Below are 17,164 nucleotides of genomic sequence, written 5' to 3'. Positions count from 1 at the left end.
TAGGCGCGGCCTGAGGAGAGAAGTGCATGACGCAAGTCACGGTGAAAGAACTGGCCCAAGAGGTCGAGGCACCGGTAGAGCGCCTGCTGCAGCAGATGCGTGAGGCAGGTCTGCCGCACACCGACGCCGGTCAGGTAGTGACCGACAATGAGAAGCAGACCTTGCTGACTCATTTGAAGAGCAGCCACAAGAGCAAGGCGGAAGAACCGCGCAAGATTACCTTGCAGCGCAAAACCACCAGCACCCTGCGTGTCGCCGGTAGTAAGAGTATCAGCGTAGAAGTACGCAAGAAGAAAGTATTCGTGCAGCGCAGCCCGGAAGAAATCCAGGCTGAGCAGAAGCGTGAGCTCGAAGAGCGCCGTGCAGCTGAAAACGCTGCCCGCGACAAGGTTGACGCTGAAGTGCGTCAGCGCAACGAAGAGCAGGCGCGTCGCCAGGCTGCTGATGCCGCCGCTTCCGCTCCGGCTCCGGCTGCCAAGGCAGAACAGGCTTCTGCCCCTGCCGCTGCGCCGGTCGTAGCCAATGCGCCGACGTCGGAAGACGCTGCCGCCCGTGCGGCCGAGCGCAAGAAAGACGAGACCCGTCGCAACGAAAGCCGCACCCGTGATGACGACCGTCGTCGTGGCGAGGCGCCACGTGTGTCGATCAAGGTCAAGGTCAAGGAAAAGGAAAAGGCTCCGACGCCTCGTGCCGCGCCGCGTACCACCGACGAAGAGAGCGATGGCGCTCGTCGTGGTCGTGGTGGCAAGAGCAAGCTGAAGAAGCGTAACCAGCACGGCTTCCAGAACCCGACCGGTCCGGTCATTCGTGACGTGACCATCGGCGAGACCATCACCGTCTCCGAGCTTGCCAACCAGATGTCCGTCAAGGGCGCTGAAGTGGTCAAGTTCATGTTCAAGATGGGCACCCCGGTGACCATCAACCAGGTGCTCGATCAGGAAACCGCTCAGCTGATCGCCGAAGAGCTGGGCCACAAGGTCACGCTGATCAGCGATTCCGCCCTGGAAGACTCCCTGGCCGAATCCCTGAAGTTCGAAGGCCAGACCGAGTCCCGTGCGCCGGTCGTCACTGTCATGGGTCACGTCGACCATGGTAAGACCTCGCTGCTCGACTACATCCGTCGTGCCAAGGTTGCTGCTGGCGAAGCCGGTGGTATCACCCAGCACATCGGTGCCTACCACGTGGAAACCGACCGCGGCATGGTCACCTTCCTCGACACCCCTGGCCACGCTGCGTTTACCCAGATGCGTGCCCGTGGTGCCAAGGCGACCGACATCGTCATCCTGGTGGTGGCGGCGGACGACGGCGTGATGCCACAAACCCGCGAAGCCGTTCAGCATGCCAAGGCAGCTGGCGTACCGCTGGTGGTTGCGGTCAACAAGATCGACAAGCCTGGTGCTGACCTTGATCGCATCCGTAACGAGCTGTCCGTCGAAGGCGTGACCTCCGAGGACTGGGGTGGTGACACGCCATTCGTCAAGGTTTCGGCCAAGATGGGTACCGGCGTGGACGAGCTGCTCGAAGCGGTGCTGCTGCAGGCCGAGATCCTCGAGTTGACCGCTACGCCGACCGCCCCAGGGCGCGGTGTGGTCGTCGAATCGCGTCTGGACAAGGGCCGCGGCCCAGTCGCTACCATCCTGGTTCAGGACGGTACGCTGCGTCAGGGCGACATGGTGCTGTGCGGCTCCAACTATGGCCGCGTTCGCGCCATGCTGGACGAGAACGGCAAGCCTGTGAAGGAAGCTGGCCCGTCCATCCCGGTCGAAATCCTTGGCCTGGACGGCACACCGGAAGCCGGCGACGAGCTGTCGGTAGTGGCTGACGAGAAGAAAGCCCGCGAAGTTGCCATGTTCCGTCAAGGCAAGTATCGCGAGGTCAAGCTGGCCCGTGCTCACGCAGGCAAGCTGGAAAACATCTTCGAGACCATGGGTCAGGAAGAGAAGAAAACGCTCAACATCGTTCTCAAGACCGATGTGCGCGGTTCTCTCGAAGCGCTGCAGGGTTCGCTCGGCGGCCTGGGCAACGACGAAGTGCAGGTCCGTGTCATTGGTGGCGGCGTAGGTGGTATCACCGAGAGCGATGCCAACCTGGCGCTGGCTTCGAACGCAGTACTGTTCGGCTTCAACGTGCGTGCCGATGCCGGTGCGCGCAAGATCGTCGAGCAGGAAGGTCTGGATATGCGTTACTACAACGTGATCTACGACATCATCGAAGACGTCAAGAAAGCCCTGACCGGCATGCTCGGCAGCGATGTTCGCGAGAACATCCTGGGCGTCGCCGAAGTGCGTGACGTGTTCCGTTCGCCGAAGTTCGGCGCCATCGCTGGCTGTATGGTCATCGAAGGTACCGTCTACCGTAACCGTCCGATCCGCGTACTGCGCGACGACGTGGTCATCTTCGAGGGCGAGCTGGAATCGCTGCGCCGCTTCAAGGACGATGCCGCCGAAGTGCGTAACGGCATGGAGTGTGGTATCGGCGTGAAGAGCTACAACGACGTCAAGGTCGGCGACAAGATCGAAGTGTTCGAGAAAGTCCAGGTGGCTCGTACCCTCTAAGGGTGAGCAGGTTGCAAGCGCCTTGGCGGGCGCTTTGCAGCACCTCTTCAGGCAGCGCCCGGTCAGGCATCGTTCTGACCGGGCGTTTGCCGCTTTACGTTACAGGTAACAAGAATGGCCAAAGAATATAGCCGTACCCAACGCATTGGCGATCAGATGCAGCGCGAGCTGGCTGAGCTGATCCGTCGTGAAGTCAAGGATCCGCGTGTCGGTCTGGTCACCATCACTGCCGTGGATGTGAGCCGCGACCTGGGCCATGCCAAGGTGTTCATCACCGTGATGGGTGAAGAAACCCCCGATGCCGTGCAGCAGTCGCTCAAGGCCCTGAACAGCGCCGCCAGCTTCCTGCGCCTGCACCTGGGTCGCTCCATGCAGCTGCGCAGCGTGCCGCAACTGCATTTCCACTTCGACGAAAGCGTCAGCCGTGGCGTGCACCTGTCGGCATTGATCGAGCGTGCAGTGGCCGAAGACCGCCTGCACAAGGATGCCGACGAGTCTGGCACCAAGGAGTAATCGGTGGCCCAGGTCAAACGCATTCGCCGCAATGTCAGCGGCATCATCCTGCTGGACAAGCCCTTGGGCTTCACCTCCAACGCTGCCTTGCAAAAGGTGCGCTGGTTGCTCAATGCAGAGAAGGCCGGTCACACCGGTAGCCTCGACCCGCTGGCCACTGGCGTCTTGCCGCTGTGCTTCGGCGAGGCCACCAAGTTTTCGCAATACCTGCTCGACTCCGACAAGGGTTACGAGACGGTCATGCAACTGGGCCAGACGACCAACACCGGCGATGCCGAGGGCGAGGTGCTGCGCACCCGCGAGGTGACCGTTGGTCGCGCCGAACTGGAAGCCGCATTGCCCGGTTTTCGTGGCCCGATCAGCCAGATACCGCCCATGTACTCGGCTCTCAAGCGTGACGGTCAGCCGTTGTACAAGCTGGCGCGTGCAGGAGAGGTAGTGGAGCGCGAGGCGCGTTCTGTTACTATTAGCCGTCTTGAACTGCTTGAGTGCGAAGGCACCCGTGCACGCTTGAGCGTTGGCTGCAGCAAAGGCACCTATATTCGTACCCTGGTGGAGGATATCGGTGAAGTGCTGGGCTGCGGTGCGTATGTCGCAGAGCTGCGCAGGACGCAGGCCGGGCCTTTCGCGCTGGCACAGACGGTCACCCTCGAGGAGCTCGAGCAGGCCCACGCCGAAGGCGGCAACGAAGCGCTCGATCGTTTCCTCATGCCGTCGGACAGCGGGCTGCAGGATTGGCCGATGGTGAGTCTGTCCGAGCACAGCGCGTTCTACTGGCTGCATGGGCAGGCAGTGCGTGCACCGGACGCGCCGCAATTCGGCATGGTTCGTGTACAGGATCACAATGCCCGCTTCATCGGTATCGGTGAGGTGAGCGAAGACGGGCGGATCGCGCCACGTCGACTGATTCGGTCGGAATGACCGAAACCATGGGCCCAGGCAGGTGCCGAGGTCCGTGGAGCAGAGGGTGGCTGTCAGTAGGCACGGTCACACCTCTTTCTATTGATACAGGGATAAGTCCCTGGCCTATTGGAACCCGTTCGCGGGGTCCGTTTAATCAGGAGAAGCCTCATGGCCCTCAGCGTTGAAGAAAAAGCTAAGATCGTTGCCGAACACCAGCAAGCCGCCGGCGACACCGGTAGCCCGGAAGTACAGGTTGCTCTGCTGACCGCCAACATCAACAAGCTGCAAGGCCACTTCAAGGCCAACGACAAAGACCACCACTCCCGTCGTGGTCTGATTCGTATGGTCAACCAGCGTCGTAAGCTGCTGGACTACCTGAAGGGCAAAGACACCACCCGTTACAGCGCGCTGATCGCTCGCCTGGGCCTGCGTCGCTAATAGCGGCCTGGTTGGTGGTGTGCATGGCGTGCCGCTGGCTTCGACAGGGCTGTTTCACAGCCTTGTCGTGGGGCACGCCACGCATGACTTCGAGGCTGGCAGCCTGGTAACTCGAGCGGTTTTTTCGTTCGGTTCCAGGCTCCCGGCCTCGAGTTGTATCTGGACGGTAGACAGGGCCGATTCCCTGCACTGCCCAAGCATTCGCAAGAAAACAGTTCCCCCAAGAGCCACTGAAGAAGGTAGGAAACCGTGAACCCGGTAATCAAGACATTCCAGTTCGGTCAATCGACCGTTACTCTCGAAACGGGCCGCATTGCCCGTCAGGCAACCGGCGCCGTGCTGGTCACCGTCGACAACGACGTCACCGTGCTGGTGACCGTGGTCGGTGCCAAGCAAGCTGATCCAGGCAAGGGCTTCTTCCCGTTGTCGGTTCACTATCAGGAAAAAACCTACGCTGCCGGCAAGATCCCCGGTGGTTTCTTCAAGCGTGAAGGCCGTCCTTCCGAGAAAGAAACCCTGACCTCGCGCCTGATCGACCGTCCGATCCGTCCGCTGTTCCCTGAAGGGTTCATGAACGAAGTGCAGGTCGTCTGCACCGTGGTTTCCACCAGCAAGAAGACCGACCCCGATGTCGCCGCGATGATCGGTACCTCGGCGGCCCTGGCCATCTCCGGCATTCCATTCGAAGGCCCGATTGGCGCGGCACGCGTTGCCTTCCACGAAAGCACCGGCTACCTGCTGAACCCAACGTACGAGCAACTGGCGGCTTCTAGCCTGGACATGGTTGTCGCCGGTACCGAAACCGCCGTGTTGATGGTTGAATCGGAAGCCAAAGAGCTCACCGAAGACCAGATGCTGGGCGCCGTGCTGTTCGCCCACGATGAGTTCCAGGCCGTCATCCAGGCCGTCAAGGAACTGGCTGCCGAAGCCGGCAAGCCAACGTGGGACTGGCAGCCCGCTGCCGCCAACACCGAGCTGATGAACCTGGTACGTGCCGAGTTCGGCGAGCAGGTGTCGCAGGCCTACACCATCACCCAGAAAGCGGACCGCTACACCCGCCTGGGCCAGCTGCGCGATGAAGCCATTGCCCGCCTGAGCAACGAAGAAGCCGGCCCGACCGCTGGCCAGATCAAGGAAATCTTCGGCGAGCTGGAATACCGCACCGTGCGCGAGAACATCGTGAACGGCAAGCCGCGCATCGACGGCCGTGACACCCGCACCGTGCGCCCGCTGAACATCGAAGTCGGTGTTCTGCCCAAAACCCACGGCTCGGCACTGTTCACCCGTGGCGAAACCCAGGCGCTGGTCGTTGCCACCCTCGGTACTGCCCGTGACGCACAGTTGCTGGACACCCTGGAAGGCGAAAAGAAAGACCCCTTCATGCTGCACTACAACTTCCCACCGTTCTCGGTCGGTGAGTGTGGTCGCATGGGCGGCGCTGGCCGTCGTGAAATCGGCCACGGTCGTCTGGCGCGTCGCGGCGTGCAGGCGATGCTGCCAAGCGACAGCGAGTTCCCGTACACCATCCGTGTCGTCTCGGAAATCACCGAGTCCAACGGTTCCAGCTCCATGGCTTCGGTCTGCGGTGCCTCGCTGGCCCTGATGGATGCCGGTGTACCGATGAAAGCACCGGTTGCCGGTATCGCTATGGGTCTGGTCAAGGAAGGCGAGAAGTTTGCCGTTCTGACCGACATCCTGGGTGACGAAGACCACCTCGGCGACATGGACTTCAAGGTAGCCGGTACCGCCAAGGGCGTCACCGCCCTGCAGATGGACATCAAGATCAACGGCATCACCGAAGAGATCATGGAAATCGCCCTGGGCCAGGCCCTGGAAGCGCGCCTGAACATCCTCGGCCAGATGAACCAGATCATTGCCCAGTCGCGTACCGAGCTGTCGGCCAACGCGCCGACCATGATCGCCATGAAAATCGACTCGGACAAGATCCGCGACGTGATCGGCAAGGGCGGCGCCACCATTCGCGCCATCTGCGAAGAGACCAAGGCTTCGATCGATATCGAAGACGACGGCTCGATCAAGATCTTCGGCGAAACCAAGGAAGCGGCAGACGCTGCCAAGCAGCGCATCCTGGGCATCACTGCCGAGGCCGAGATTGGCAAGATCTACGTGGGCAAGGTCGAGCGTATTGTCGACTTCGGCGCCTTCGTCAACATCCTGCCTGGCAAGGATGGCCTGGTGCACATCTCCATGCTGAGCGATGCGCGCGTCGAGAAAGTCACCGACATCCTCAAGGAAGGTCAGGAAGTCGAAGTGCTGGTACTGGACGTGGATAACCGCGGCCGTATCAAGCTGTCCATCAAGGACGTCGCGGCTGCGAAGGCTTCTGGCGTCTGATCGCCTAGCGCTTCACAAAGGGCTCCCGCGGGAGCCCTTTTTTTGGATCTATACTGGGCTGTGCCCGTGTAAATACAAAAACAGACACGGAACTTTTAGCGGACTTGCATCTTGCATGCAGGTTTATCGCGCAGGTTGCAGAATGCACGAGCGGTGAACGATGCGATGATACGTAAGTCATTGATTTAAAAGGAATCAAGCGAAGCGTAAAACCTGGCACAAGCCATGCAACTACCTGTTTACCTGCCGCCAGACACATGGCGCAGACCTTTCGAAAAACAGGAGTGACTCACATGAAGAAGTTCGCCATTGCTGCCGCTACTGCTACCGCTCTGACCCTGACCATGGCCAACGCCGCTTTCGCAGCCCAGGCCACCCAGGCTCCGGTAATGCTGGCTGCCAACACTATGGATGACGCTAAGCAAGAAGGCTCTGACACCTGGATCACCACCAAGGTCAAAGCGGATCTGCTGACCGAGAAAGGCGTACCAGGCAGCGACATCAAAGTAGAAACCAGCCACGGCGTAGTCTCTCTGTCCTCGGACGTCAAAGTGACCGAGTCGCAAAAAGAAGTGGCCGTGCGCGTTGCCAAGAACATCAAAGGCGTCAAGAGCGTAATGGCTGACGGCCTGAAAGCTGAATAAGGATCGTCCTGTCGGCCAAATGGATTTGGCCAGCTACAACAAAAGCCCCGGCCTGTGCCGGGGCTTTTTCGTGGAAGCTTTCATTGAGCCGCATAGGCTTGGCATCAAGCCTTAGGAGTCACGATCAGTCGGCATCCAGGTGCATTGGCGTGACAACGCGGCCATCTTTTTCGGGCTGCCCCAGGTGGGTGTCGATGAAGTACACCCTATCGTCTTCAAGCTTGGCTTTGTCCACCAGGTAATCCTTGATACTGCTGGCCCGCTCCTGCCCCAGAGTGCGTAACAGAGCCGTGCTTTCGGCCCAGAACTTGAGCACGGCGTTGCGAAGGTTGGCAGTGCGCGCGTCGCGGTCAAGCTGCTCCCATTCGGCAGGCGGTTGCTGCTTGAGGCGGCTGCGGTAAATGCCTTCGAGCATCGCTGGCTTGTCGGCCTCGTCGACCACCATCAGGGACGCACTGGCCGGTACCTTGTCACCGCGCCGCTGCAGAATCTTGTACCAGGTGGCCTGATATTCCCGCTCCAGACGCTGTTGGGCAAGAATGGGGCCGTCGCTTGCCTGAGCGCTGGTGCCTTCGATTTCCAGGCGCAGTTCCGGCCGCTTTCTCAGCCCTTCGGCAAGTTTATCCAAGGATGCTTGGGCATCGCCTGCCAGCTCGCTGGACCCGGGTGCAAAGGCCACAGTGCCCAAGTCTTCGGCGCCGCCTCCGGCAACAAGGCCACCGATGAGCTTGAACGGTGCCTGCGCGGCGCGCAGCACCAGGTTGCGCAAGGTTTGCCACACGATCGGCATCACGCTGAACTGCGGGTTGTTCAGATCGCCCGCAACGGGCAACTCGATGGAAATCTTGCCGTGAGTGTCTTTGAGCAGCGCCACTGCGAGGCGAATCGGCAGATCGACCGCGTCCGGGCTGTCCACTTTCTCCCCAAGTTGCAACTGCTCAACGACCACCTTGTTCTCGGCTTTGAGTTGGCCCTTGGTGATCAGGTAGTGCAGGTCCAGGTTCAGCCGGCCTTTGCGGATGCGGTAGCCGGCAAACTTGCCCGAGTAGGGCGTCAGGGTGGTCAGTTCGACGCGTTTGAACACGGCGGCGATGTCCAGGCTCGCGAGTGGGTCGAATGGGTTGAGGCCACCTTTGATGGTGACGGGTGCGTACCGGTCAACCTTGCCTTGCACATCCACCGGGGCAGGGAGGGGCTTGCGGTTATCGATGGTCCCCACCTGGCCGTTGAGCTGTTGCACGGCCGTGGCGAAATTGGGCGTGAGCGACAGGTCGGCGAAGTTGGCCGAACCGTCCTTGATCACGATCTGGCCAATGTGGATACCGAGCGGCTTTTCCTCGGTGGCGCTTGCAGGCTGGGGCTGGGCCTTGGCAGGCGCATCGTTTGACTGTGGGATCAACAGGTCATTGATGTTGGTAGTACGGTCTTCGTTGATGATGAAGCGTGCATAAGGCTGTTGCAGTGTCACCTTGGCGATCGACAGGGCATCGCCATGCACATACGTCAGGCCATCGAGGTTGACCTGCTGCCATTTGACGAAGTCCCGGCTCTTGATGGTGTCGAGGGTGTGCAACTGATTCACCTGCGCTTTGCCGCTTACCGTCAAGGCCAACGGCGAGGTACTTTTCAGGTCCACCTTCAGGTCGCTGTCGAGCATACCGCTGCGCAGCTCCAACAGAATGAAGGGGCTGATGTAGGCTTGGGCTAACCGCAGGTCGATGTCCCGGGTGCCGACATCCAGCTTGGCCCACACCGGCGCCAGGTTGACCTGGCCCTGGCCCTGCAGGGTGCCTTGCTTGCCGATGCCGGTGTCGAACTTGACCGTGAAGGGCTTCTGGTTGAGGCTGTCGAAGCCCTTCAAGTCAGCGTTCAAGGGGCCTACGTCCAGGGTGACCGGTTCTTTTTGCGTGCGGTCTGCCAGGTGAACACGGTAGTTCCTGAGCTGGACATCATTAAGCAACACCTGCCAGGGCTTGCTTGGGGCCGCTGGCGTCTGCGGTGCAGCTGAAGCCCCTGCAGTGGGCGGCTCGGCCTTTTCAGCTGGTGTTGGCTTGCCAGGCTCGCCGGCAAACAGCACCTGCCAATCGAGCTGACCGTCCTTCTCCAGCGCTGCCCAGGTTTCCAGTTTTTCACTGCGTACCTTGCCGATCGTGACCTGCTGCTTGACCAGGTCGACGGAGGCATCACTCAACTCCAGATTGGCGAGCCTTGCCAACGGACGACCATTCGGAGCCTTGATGGCAAAGGGCGCCACCCGCACCGAGGCTTTTTCCAGACGCAGTTCGGTCTTATCTGCCAGGTTGAGCCGATAATGCGTGCTCAGGCTGAGCTTGCCGTCTTCCAGCACCAAGGGCACCGCATCGCGCACATAGGGCCAGAACAGCTTCATCTTGCTGTCGGTGACCTTGAGCGTGCCTTCGGACGCGATAGGCGCTAGGCTCAACGTGCCCTGCCAGTCGATGCGCCCACCGTTGGGACCGTTGGCCACCATGGTCATGTCGGCATTGTCATTGGCGAGGGTGCTGAGGTTCTTCAATTCCAGGCCAAGGTTGTCGTAGAGAAACTCGATCGGCTCGCTGGGACGCAGGTCTTCGAAACGCACGAAACCCTGCTCAAGCTTGATGCTGCCGATACGCAGCGGGAAAGGATCGCCTGGGGGTGTATCGGGCTCGCTTTTGCTGGCAGGCAGTTGGAAAAGGCGAGCGAGGTTGAGCGTGCCATCTTTGGCAAATAGCACTTCGGTGCGTGGTTTGACCAACTCGAGGGCGTCAAGGTGCAGCGCGCCGGTCCATAGGCTGTCCAGCGACAGGTTGGCGTACAGTTTTTCGAAGCCAACCTGCTCTTTACCGGGCTCGCCGATCTGCAAGCCCCACAAGGTCAACTCAAGGCTGAAGGGGTTGAACTCGGCCCGCTGGAGGTGGGCCGGCACCGTGGCGTAGTGGGCGAGCTGCTGGTTGGCGATACGCAGCGCGACGCCCGGAAGAATGAAAAAGCCAAGCAGGCTGTACAGGGCGAGCAACGCCAGCAGTGCGCCGATGGCGCGAGTCAGTCCTTTGTACATGAATCGCTTCGTCTGTCCGGGCCGGGATGCCTTGGAGTATGGCACGTTAAATCAGTTCCGCTGAGGTGCGCTCAGTGCTTATTCGATGCCCATGCGGCGCCTGGCCCGGTGCGCAGACCCGTCGCGCATGGCCCAGCGCAATACCGGTGCGGTGCCTTGCACGCCCAGGCGGATCAACCGTTTTTGCCAATGGCCCGGTTCGAGGCCAAGCTGCTGTTGTGCCCACTGTGGCAGCAGCTCGATACCGGCGTTCAGCATCAGCTTGCCCACCGGTTTTGCCAGTCGGCTGGGCGCAGGGGCGTCGAGCAGAATACTCATGACTTCCTGACTGCGGGCATCGCAGCTCAGTTGTGGGCGCATCGCATGCAGGTAGTGTTCGACCTCACGGCGCGAGCGTGGCACGTCCAGGGCGCCCAGGCGTTCGGCGATCAGGGCGATTTCCTGGTAGTAAGCGTCTTGGTCGGCCAGGGACAAGCGGGGGTTGCGGTAACGCAAGTGAGCGGCCAGAAAGCTGCTGACCTCGGCCACATGCACCCAGGTCAGCAGGTGAGGGTCGCTGGCCGCATAGGGGCGGCCATCCGGCGCAGTGCCTTCGACTTGCAGGTGTATCCGGCGCACTTTTTCGATCAGCCAGTGCGCATCTTCGGTCGCACCGAACGTGGTCCCTGAAATGAACTGGCTGGTGCGCCGCAGGCGCCCGATCAAGTCATGGCGAAAGTTGGAATGGTCCCAGACCCCAGCGAGCGCCAGCGGGTGCAGCAACTGCAGCATCAGTGCGCTGATGCCGCCGACCAGCATGCTGGGGAAGTCGCCATGCACCCGCCAACTGACACTGTCGGGCCCGAACAGGCCAGGGTCGCCCTTGGGCGACTCCAGGTCGAGCTGCCCCAACGCCAGGCCGGTGAGGCTCATGGCTTGTTGTTCGATACGGCGGCGAAGCGCTTCCATGGTGACCTGCAGGGCTGGGCAGCCTGGGTAGCGGCCGCCGGTTATCGGTTCAGGCGAGTGTCGATCAACCCTTGGACGACGCTCGGGTCGGCCAGGGTAGAGGTGTCGCCCAGGCTGTCGAGCTCGTTACAGGCGATCTTGCGCAGTATACGCCGCATGATCTTACCCGACCGTGTCTTGGGCAGAGCCGGAGCCCATTGCAGCAGCTCGGGCTTGGCGAAGCTGCCGATCTCCTTGCCGACGAGCGCCAGTAACTGGGCCTTGAGGTCTTCATCGGGGCTGACACCGTTCATGGTGGTCACGAAGGCGTATACACCCTGGCCCTTGAGATCGTGGGGGTAACCCACCACGGCTGCTTCGGCCACGCTGTCGTGAAGCACCAGGGCGCTTTCGACCTCCGCCGTGCCGATGCGATGTCCGGACACGTTGATCACATCGTCCACGCGCCCAGTGATCCAGTAATGCCCGTCGGCATCGCGCCTGGCGCCATCCCCGGTGAAGTAGTAGCCGGGCATGGGCTTGAAGTAGGTGTCGACCATGCGTTGGTGATCGCCATGGACGCTGCGAATCTGCCCCGGCCAGCTGGCCTTGATCGCCAGCAGCCCAGCCCCTGGACCCTCGATGACCTGGCCCTTGTCGTCAAGCAGCACCGGCTGCACGCCGAACATGGGTTGGGTGGCGCAGCCAGGCTTGAGGGTCTGGGTGCCGGGCAGTGGCGTGAGCATGATGCCGCCGGTTTCGGTCTGCCACCAGGTGTCGACGATGGGGCAGCGGCGCTGTCCGACCTCATCGAAATACCAATGTCAGGCTTCCGGGTTGATCGGTTCACCCACGCTGCCCAGCAGGCGCAGGCTCGCACGGGAGGTACTTTGCAGGGGCGCAAGCCCTTCGCGCATCAGGGCGCGCAGGGCGGTGGGTGCGGTGTAGAAGATGTTGACCTGATGCTTGTCCACCACTTGCCAGAGCCGCGAGCTGTCGGGGTAGTTGGGCACGCCCTCGAACATCAGCGAGATGGCGCCATTGGCCAGAGGGCCATACACGATGTAACTGTGGCCGGTGACCCAGCCGACGTCGGCGGTGCACCAGAAGACTTCCCCCTGCCGGTAGTCGAACACCACGTCGAATGTCATGGCCGCTTGCAGCAAGTACCCCGCCGTGGTGTGCAGCACGCCTTTGGGTTTGCCGGTGCTGCCGGATGTGTAGAGGATGAACAGCGGCGCCTCTGCCTCCATGGGTTCGGGCGGGCAAGTCTCGTCGACCTGCTCGATGGCGTGGTGGTACCAGAGGTCACGACCGTCGTCCCACGCGACATCACCCCCAGTGCGCCGCACGACCACGACGGTGCTGACGGCTGGGCAGCTGGCCAGCGCCTTGTCGACATTCTGTTTGAGGGCGATGCGCTTGCCGCCGCGTACGCCTTCGTCAGCGGTGATGACGGTGCGGCAGTCGGCATCGAGGATACGGTCACGCAGCGCGTCGGGGGAAAAACCACCGAACACCACGGAGTGAACAGCGCCTATGCGCGCGCACGCGAGCATGGCGAACGCGGCTTCGGGGATCATCGGCATGTAGATGCATACCCGGTCACCTTTGGCCACGCCTCGCGACTTCAATACATTGGCCAGGCGACACACCTGGCGGTGCAGTTCACGGTAGCTGATGGCCTTGGTGTCACTGGGGTCGTCGCCTTCCCACAGCAGGGCGGTCTGCTCGGCCCGCGTGGCCAGGTGGCGATCGATGCAGTTGTAGCTGACGTTCAGTTGGCTTCCGTCGAACCAACGGGCGTGGCCAGTGCGCAGGTCCGACCGTTGAACCTGGGACCATGGCTTCATCCAGGTCAGGCGTTGCGCTTGAGTGGTCCAGAAGGTATCCGGGTCTTCGACCGACTGGCGGTACAGGCGGTCATAGTCGTCCTGGGAAAGGGCTGCCGCCTGACTGACGGCGAGGGCGTGCGGGTAATGTCGGAGATCGAACATGGCGGTGGTCCTGCTCTTGTAAGGGGCGAGGCACGGCAACGGCTATTGAGTAGGACAGTTTTGGGGGGAGGGGTGTTCAACCGGTCCGGCGATTGGGCGGTCACGGGCTACAGGGACAGTGGAGCTGCAGACTGGCTTGCTGCGCAGGCTTCACTCACGTGCGATAGGCGCTGCGCGGCAGCCCCGCCAATCGCCCGGAAGCGAACTGCAGAAGCTACGGCGCACTTTTTTCACGCCCTGCCTGACGAGCAGGATGCACTGCCAGGCAGAGGGTGGGATCAGCCGCGATGGCGGCCGCGGAAGTAATTGATCAGGCCCTGGGTAGAACCGTCCTCGGCAACCTCTTCCTGGCTGCCCACAAGACGCTGGTACACACCCTTGCCCAGCTCCTTGCCCAATTCCACGCCCCATTGGTCGAAGGCATTGATACCCCAGACCACGCTCTGCACGAACACCTTGTGCTCATACATGGCCACCAGGGCGCCCAGCCGGCGTGGGCTGATACGCTCGACCACCAAGGTGTTGCTCGGACGATTGCCCGGAATGACCTTGTGCGGGGCGAGCTTTTGCACATCGGCTTCGCTCATGCCCTTGGCACGCAGTTCGGTCTCGGCTTCCTCGCGCGTCTTGCCCAGCATCAGCGCCTGGCTCTGGGACAGACAGTTGGCGTACAGCCACTGGTGGTGGTCGGCCACCGGGTTGAAGCTGACGACCGGCACGATGAAGTCGGCCGGGATCAGCTGTGTGCCCTGGTGCAGCAATTGGTGATAGGCATGCTGGCCGTTGCAGCCCACGCCGCCCCAGATCACCGGGCCGGTCTCGGTTTTCACCGGGGTGCCGTCCTGCAGCACGCTCTTGCCGTTGGACTCCATGTCCAGCTGTTGCAGGTGCTTGGTGATGTTGCGCAGGTAGTGGTCGTACGGCAGGATCGCGTGGCTGCTGGCACCCCAGAAATTGCCGTACCACACGCCCAGCAGCGCCAGCAGCACGGGCATGTTCTTCTCGAACGGCGCGCTCTGGAAATGCTGGTCCATGGTGTAGGCACCGGAGAGCAGTTCCTTGAAGTTGGCGGTGCCGATGGCAAGCGCAATCGGCAGGCCGATGGCGGACCACAGCGAATAGCGCCCACCGACCCAGTCCCACATCGGGAAGATGTTCTCTTCGCGGATGCCAAACGCCACGGCGGCGGCCTTGTTGCTGGAAACGGCGATGAAGTGGCGGTACAGCTCGGCTTCCGAGCCGCCCTGGGCCAGGTACCAGGTACGCGCGGCCATTGCGTTCTTCAGGGTCTCGAGGGTGTTGAACGACTTGGACGAGACGATGAACAGGGTGGTTTCGGCGCGCAGGCTGGCCGACAGTTCGTGGAACTCGCTACCGTCGATGTTCGCCAGGTAATGGCAGCGTACACCGCGCTGGGCGTAAGGCATCAGCGCTTCGGATACCAGTTCCGGGCCCAGGAACGAGCCACCGATACCAATGTTGACTACGTCGGTGATGGGCTTTTCGCTGTAGCCACGCCACAGGCCATCATGGATGCGGCCTACCAGCTCGGTGATCTGGTTGAGCACCTTGTGCACTTCCGGCATGACGTTCACGCCGTTGACGCTGAGCTTGTCACCCACCGGGCGGCGCAGGGCGGTGTGCAGCACCGGCCGGCCTTCGGAGGCGTTGATGATCTCGCCGCTGAACATCGAGGTGATGGCGTCCTTGAGGCCCACTTCGTCGGCCAGGTTTACCAGCAGGTCACGTGTCTGTTCGGTGATCAGGTTCTTGGAATAATCCAGGAACAGGCCACAGGAGCTCAGGGAGAATTGTTCGAAGCGCTGAGGATCGGCGGCGAAGGCTTCACGCATGCTGAAGCCTTGCATGGCATCGCGGTGCTGCTTGAGCGCCTGCCAGGCGGGTAGAGCCGTGACATCGTGGGGGGTACGGTAATACGCCATTGCGCGGGGGTCCCTTGGTCCGTGGTGATGCGTTGGACACGGCAGTCATTGCCGGGTTCAGGCTGGCATCATTATAGGCAAAGGTCCGGCGCTGGGAATGGGGGGCGTTCAAGTAGATGAGGTGCCTGGGCACCCCAGGCCGTTCAGGCAGTCGTGTCCTGCACTTGCACGTACAGGTTGTCGATCAGGCGGGTGTTGCCCAGGTAAGCCGCCGCGATGACCACCAGGTCTCGGTCATCGACCACGGCCGGGCGCAGGGTCAGGGCATGCCGTACTTCCAGGTAATCGGTGCGCAGACCGGCTGTACTCAACTGGGCCTGGCCGTCGGCCACCAGCGTGGCGAAGTCCTTTTGGCCATGGGCGATGGCAGCTGCCAGTGTCTGGAGTACCCGATACAGCACTGGCGCTGTTGCCCGCTGCTCTGGGGTGAGGTAGCCGTTGCGCGATGACAGTGCCAAACCGTCTGCGGCGCGCACCGTAGGCAGGCCCATCACCTGGATCGGCATGTTCAGGTCGCGCACCATGGCGCGGATGACTGCCAGCTGCTGATAGTCCTTTTCGCCAAAGACCGCGAGGTCAGGCTGCACCATGTTGAACAATTTGCTGACCACGGTGGCCACGCCTTCGAAGTGCCCTGGCCGACTGGCGCCGCACAGCCCTTGCGACAGGGTGGGCACGCTGACCCGCGTCTGCACGCTCATCCCGTCCGGATACATTTCATCCACGCCAGGGGCAAACAGCAGGTTGCAGCCCGATTCGACCAACAGCTGCTGGTCGGCTGCCAACGTGCGAGGGTATTTGTCCAGGTCTTCATTGGCCCCGAACTGCAGCGGGTTGACGAAGATGCTGGCAACGACGAAGTCGGTGCATTGCGCGGCCTTGACCACCAGGGCCGCATGGCCGCTGTGCAGGTTGCCCATGGTCGGCACGAAGCCGATGCGCTTGCCTTCGTTGCGGGCGCGGGCTACGGCGGCGCGCAGCTCCCGCACGGTCTTGACTGTATTCATGCGCTGAACCCGTGTTCACTGGCGGGGAAGGTGACCTGCTTGACGGCCTGGACATAAGCGGCGAGGGCGCTGGCGATGTCAGGTTGGCCGTCCATGAAGTTCTTCACGAACTTGGGCACCCGACCGCTGAGAGACAGGCCGAGCATGTCGTGCAGCACCAGTACCTGACCATCGGTGGCGTTGCCGGCACCAATGCCGATGACCGGGATGCGCACGGCCTGGGTGATCGCTGCGGCCAGATCGCTCGGCACGCACTCGAGCAAGAGCATCGCGGCGCCCGCGGCTTCAAGGGCGATGGCATCGGCCTGCATCTGCCGGGCTTGTGCCTCAAGGCGGCCTTGTACTTTATAGCCGCCGAGCACGTTTACGGTCTGAGGTGTCAGGCCCAGGTGGGCGCACACAGGCACACCGCGCTCGGCCAGCAGCCGGATGGTCTCGGCCAGCCAGGCTGCACCTTCGATCTTGACCATATGGGCGCCGGCCTGCATCAGCGCCGCACTGTTGGCAAAGGCCGATTCGGGCGTGGCGTGGGCCATGAAAGGCAAGTCGGCGAGAATCAATGCGCCGTGATTGCCGCGCTTGACCGAGGCGGTGTGGTAGGCCATGTCTGCCGTGGTGACCGGCAAGGTGCTGTCATGGCCTTGCAAGACCATGCCCAAGGAGTCGCCCACCAGCAGGACGTCGACGCCAGCCTGGCTGGCTGCCTTGGCGAACGTCGCGTCATAGCAGGTCAGCATGGCGATTTTTTCACCCTTGGCCTTCAGGCCATTGAGGGTGGAAAGGGTTACTTCAGGCATGTAGAGAGTTCCTCATTCTGGCGC

Annotated in this window: 11 protein-coding genes and 1 pseudogene; 6 read left to right on the top strand and 6 right to left on the bottom strand. The window is 61.9% G+C overall.

From position 1 onward, the window contains the following. Window positions 1–26 precede the first annotated feature (26 nt). The 6 genes from infB to CRP40_RS19725 all read left to right on the top strand — a co-directional run bounded on the left by infB (window position 27) and on the right by CRP40_RS19725 (window position 7,408). Window positions 27–2,555, top strand: a complete 2,529-nt coding sequence (gene infB / locus CRP40_RS19750) for a translation initiation factor IF-2 (RefSeq protein ID WP_027915408.1) — start codon at window positions 27–29, stop codon at window positions 2,553–2,555. Window positions 2,556–2,669: 114 nt separating this feature from the next. Beyond that, window positions 2,670–3,068, top strand: a complete 399-nt coding sequence (rbfA, locus tag CRP40_RS19745) for a 30S ribosome-binding factor RbfA (protein WP_012274243.1) — start codon at window positions 2,670–2,672, stop codon at window positions 3,066–3,068. A gap of 3 nt (window positions 3,069–3,071) precedes the next feature. Further along, window positions 3,072–3,989 (top strand): tRNA pseudouridine(55) synthase TruB, encoded by a 918-nt coding sequence (gene truB / locus CRP40_RS19740; protein ID WP_027915407.1) that lies wholly within the window; start codon window positions 3,072–3,074, stop codon window positions 3,987–3,989. A 150-nt stretch (window positions 3,990–4,139) separates the two neighbouring features. Continuing rightward, a complete protein-coding gene (gene rpsO / locus CRP40_RS19735; RefSeq protein WP_023533188.1) occupies window positions 4,140–4,409 on the top strand; it encodes a 30S ribosomal protein S15 in 270 nt (89 codons plus the stop codon). A gap of 249 nt (window positions 4,410–4,658) precedes the next feature. Continuing rightward, window positions 4,659–6,764: a polyribonucleotide nucleotidyltransferase gene (pnp, locus tag CRP40_RS19730; protein WP_023533183.1), complete on the top strand. Its 2,106-nt coding sequence runs from the start codon at window positions 4,659–4,661 to the stop codon at window positions 6,762–6,764. 293 nt (window positions 6,765–7,057) lie between these two features. Continuing rightward, on the top strand, window positions 7,058–7,408 hold the full coding sequence (locus CRP40_RS19725; protein WP_027915406.1) for a BON domain-containing protein: 351 nt from the start codon (window positions 7,058–7,060) through the stop codon (window positions 7,406–7,408). Between the two features lie 124 nt (window positions 7,409–7,532). Here the strand turns inward: CRP40_RS19725 and CRP40_RS19720 are convergent, their stop codons facing one another. From CRP40_RS19720 to panB, 6 genes and pseudogenes are all read right to left on the bottom strand, one after another. Next, window positions 7,533–10,469 (bottom strand): DUF748 domain-containing protein, encoded by a 2,937-nt coding sequence (locus CRP40_RS19720; RefSeq protein ID WP_027915405.1) that lies wholly within the window; start codon window positions 10,467–10,469, stop codon window positions 7,533–7,535. 78 nt (window positions 10,470–10,547) lie between these two features. Then, window positions 10,548–11,417 carry an oxygenase MpaB family protein gene (locus tag CRP40_RS19715; protein ID WP_027915404.1) on the bottom strand — a complete coding sequence of 290 codons (870 nt, stop codon included), beginning with the start codon at window positions 11,415–11,417 and terminating at the stop codon, window positions 10,548–10,550. Between the two features lie 41 nt (window positions 11,418–11,458). After that, a pseudogene (gene acs, locus CRP40_RS19710) lies at window positions 11,459–13,393 on the bottom strand (acetate--CoA ligase). Window positions 13,394–13,671: 278 nt separating this feature from the next. Continuing rightward, window positions 13,672–15,336, bottom strand: coding sequence for a glucose-6-phosphate isomerase (pgi, locus tag CRP40_RS19705; RefSeq protein WP_027915403.1), 1,665 nt, complete (start codon window positions 15,334–15,336; stop codon window positions 13,672–13,674). Between the two features lie 143 nt (window positions 15,337–15,479). Further along, window positions 15,480–16,343 carry a pantoate--beta-alanine ligase gene (gene panC, locus CRP40_RS19700; protein ID WP_027915402.1) on the bottom strand — a complete coding sequence of 288 codons (864 nt, stop codon included), beginning with the start codon at window positions 16,341–16,343 and terminating at the stop codon, window positions 15,480–15,482. After that, complete coding sequence (panB, locus tag CRP40_RS19695; protein WP_027915401.1) at window positions 16,340–17,140, bottom strand: 3-methyl-2-oxobutanoate hydroxymethyltransferase; 801 nt, start codon at window positions 17,138–17,140, stop codon at window positions 16,340–16,342. Before panB ends, panC begins: the two co-directional genes overlap by 4 nt. Between the last annotated feature and the right edge of the window lie 24 nt (window positions 17,141–17,164).

The organism is Pseudomonas sp. URMO17WK12:I9, from assembly GCF_900230165.1.
Taxonomy (GTDB): Bacteria; Pseudomonadota; Gammaproteobacteria; order Pseudomonadales; family Pseudomonadaceae; genus Aquipseudomonas; species Aquipseudomonas fulva.
This window is presented reverse-complemented; position numbering and strand designations above follow the sequence as displayed.

Bases quoted from the DNA above. Each gene is read 5' to 3' on its own strand.
- panC (WP_027915402.1), bottom strand. From the start codon at position 16,343: ATGAATACAGTCAAGACCGTGCGGGAGCTGCGCGCCGCCGTAGCCCGC.
- CRP40_RS19725 (WP_027915406.1), top strand. From the start codon at position 7,058: ATGAAGAAGTTCGCCATTGCTGCCGCTACTGCTACCGCTCTGACCCTG.
- pgi (WP_027915403.1), bottom strand. From the start codon at position 15,336: ATGGCGTATTACCGTACCCCCCACGATGTCACGGCTCTACCCGCCTGG.
- CRP40_RS19715 (WP_027915404.1), bottom strand. From the start codon at position 11,417: ATGGAAGCGCTTCGCCGCCGTATCGAACAACAAGCCATGAGCCTCACC.
- rbfA (WP_012274243.1), top strand. From the start codon at position 2,670: ATGGCCAAAGAATATAGCCGTACCCAACGCATTGGCGATCAGATGCAG.
- rpsO (WP_023533188.1), top strand. From the start codon at position 4,140: ATGGCCCTCAGCGTTGAAGAAAAAGCTAAGATCGTTGCCGAACACCAG.
- infB (WP_027915408.1), top strand. From the start codon at position 27: ATGACGCAAGTCACGGTGAAAGAACTGGCCCAAGAGGTCGAGGCACCG.
- panB (WP_027915401.1), bottom strand. From the start codon at position 17,140: ATGCCTGAAGTAACCCTTTCCACCCTCAATGGCCTGAAGGCCAAGGGT.
- CRP40_RS19720 (WP_027915405.1), bottom strand. From the start codon at position 10,469: ATGTACAAAGGACTGACTCGCGCCATCGGCGCACTGCTGGCGTTGCTC.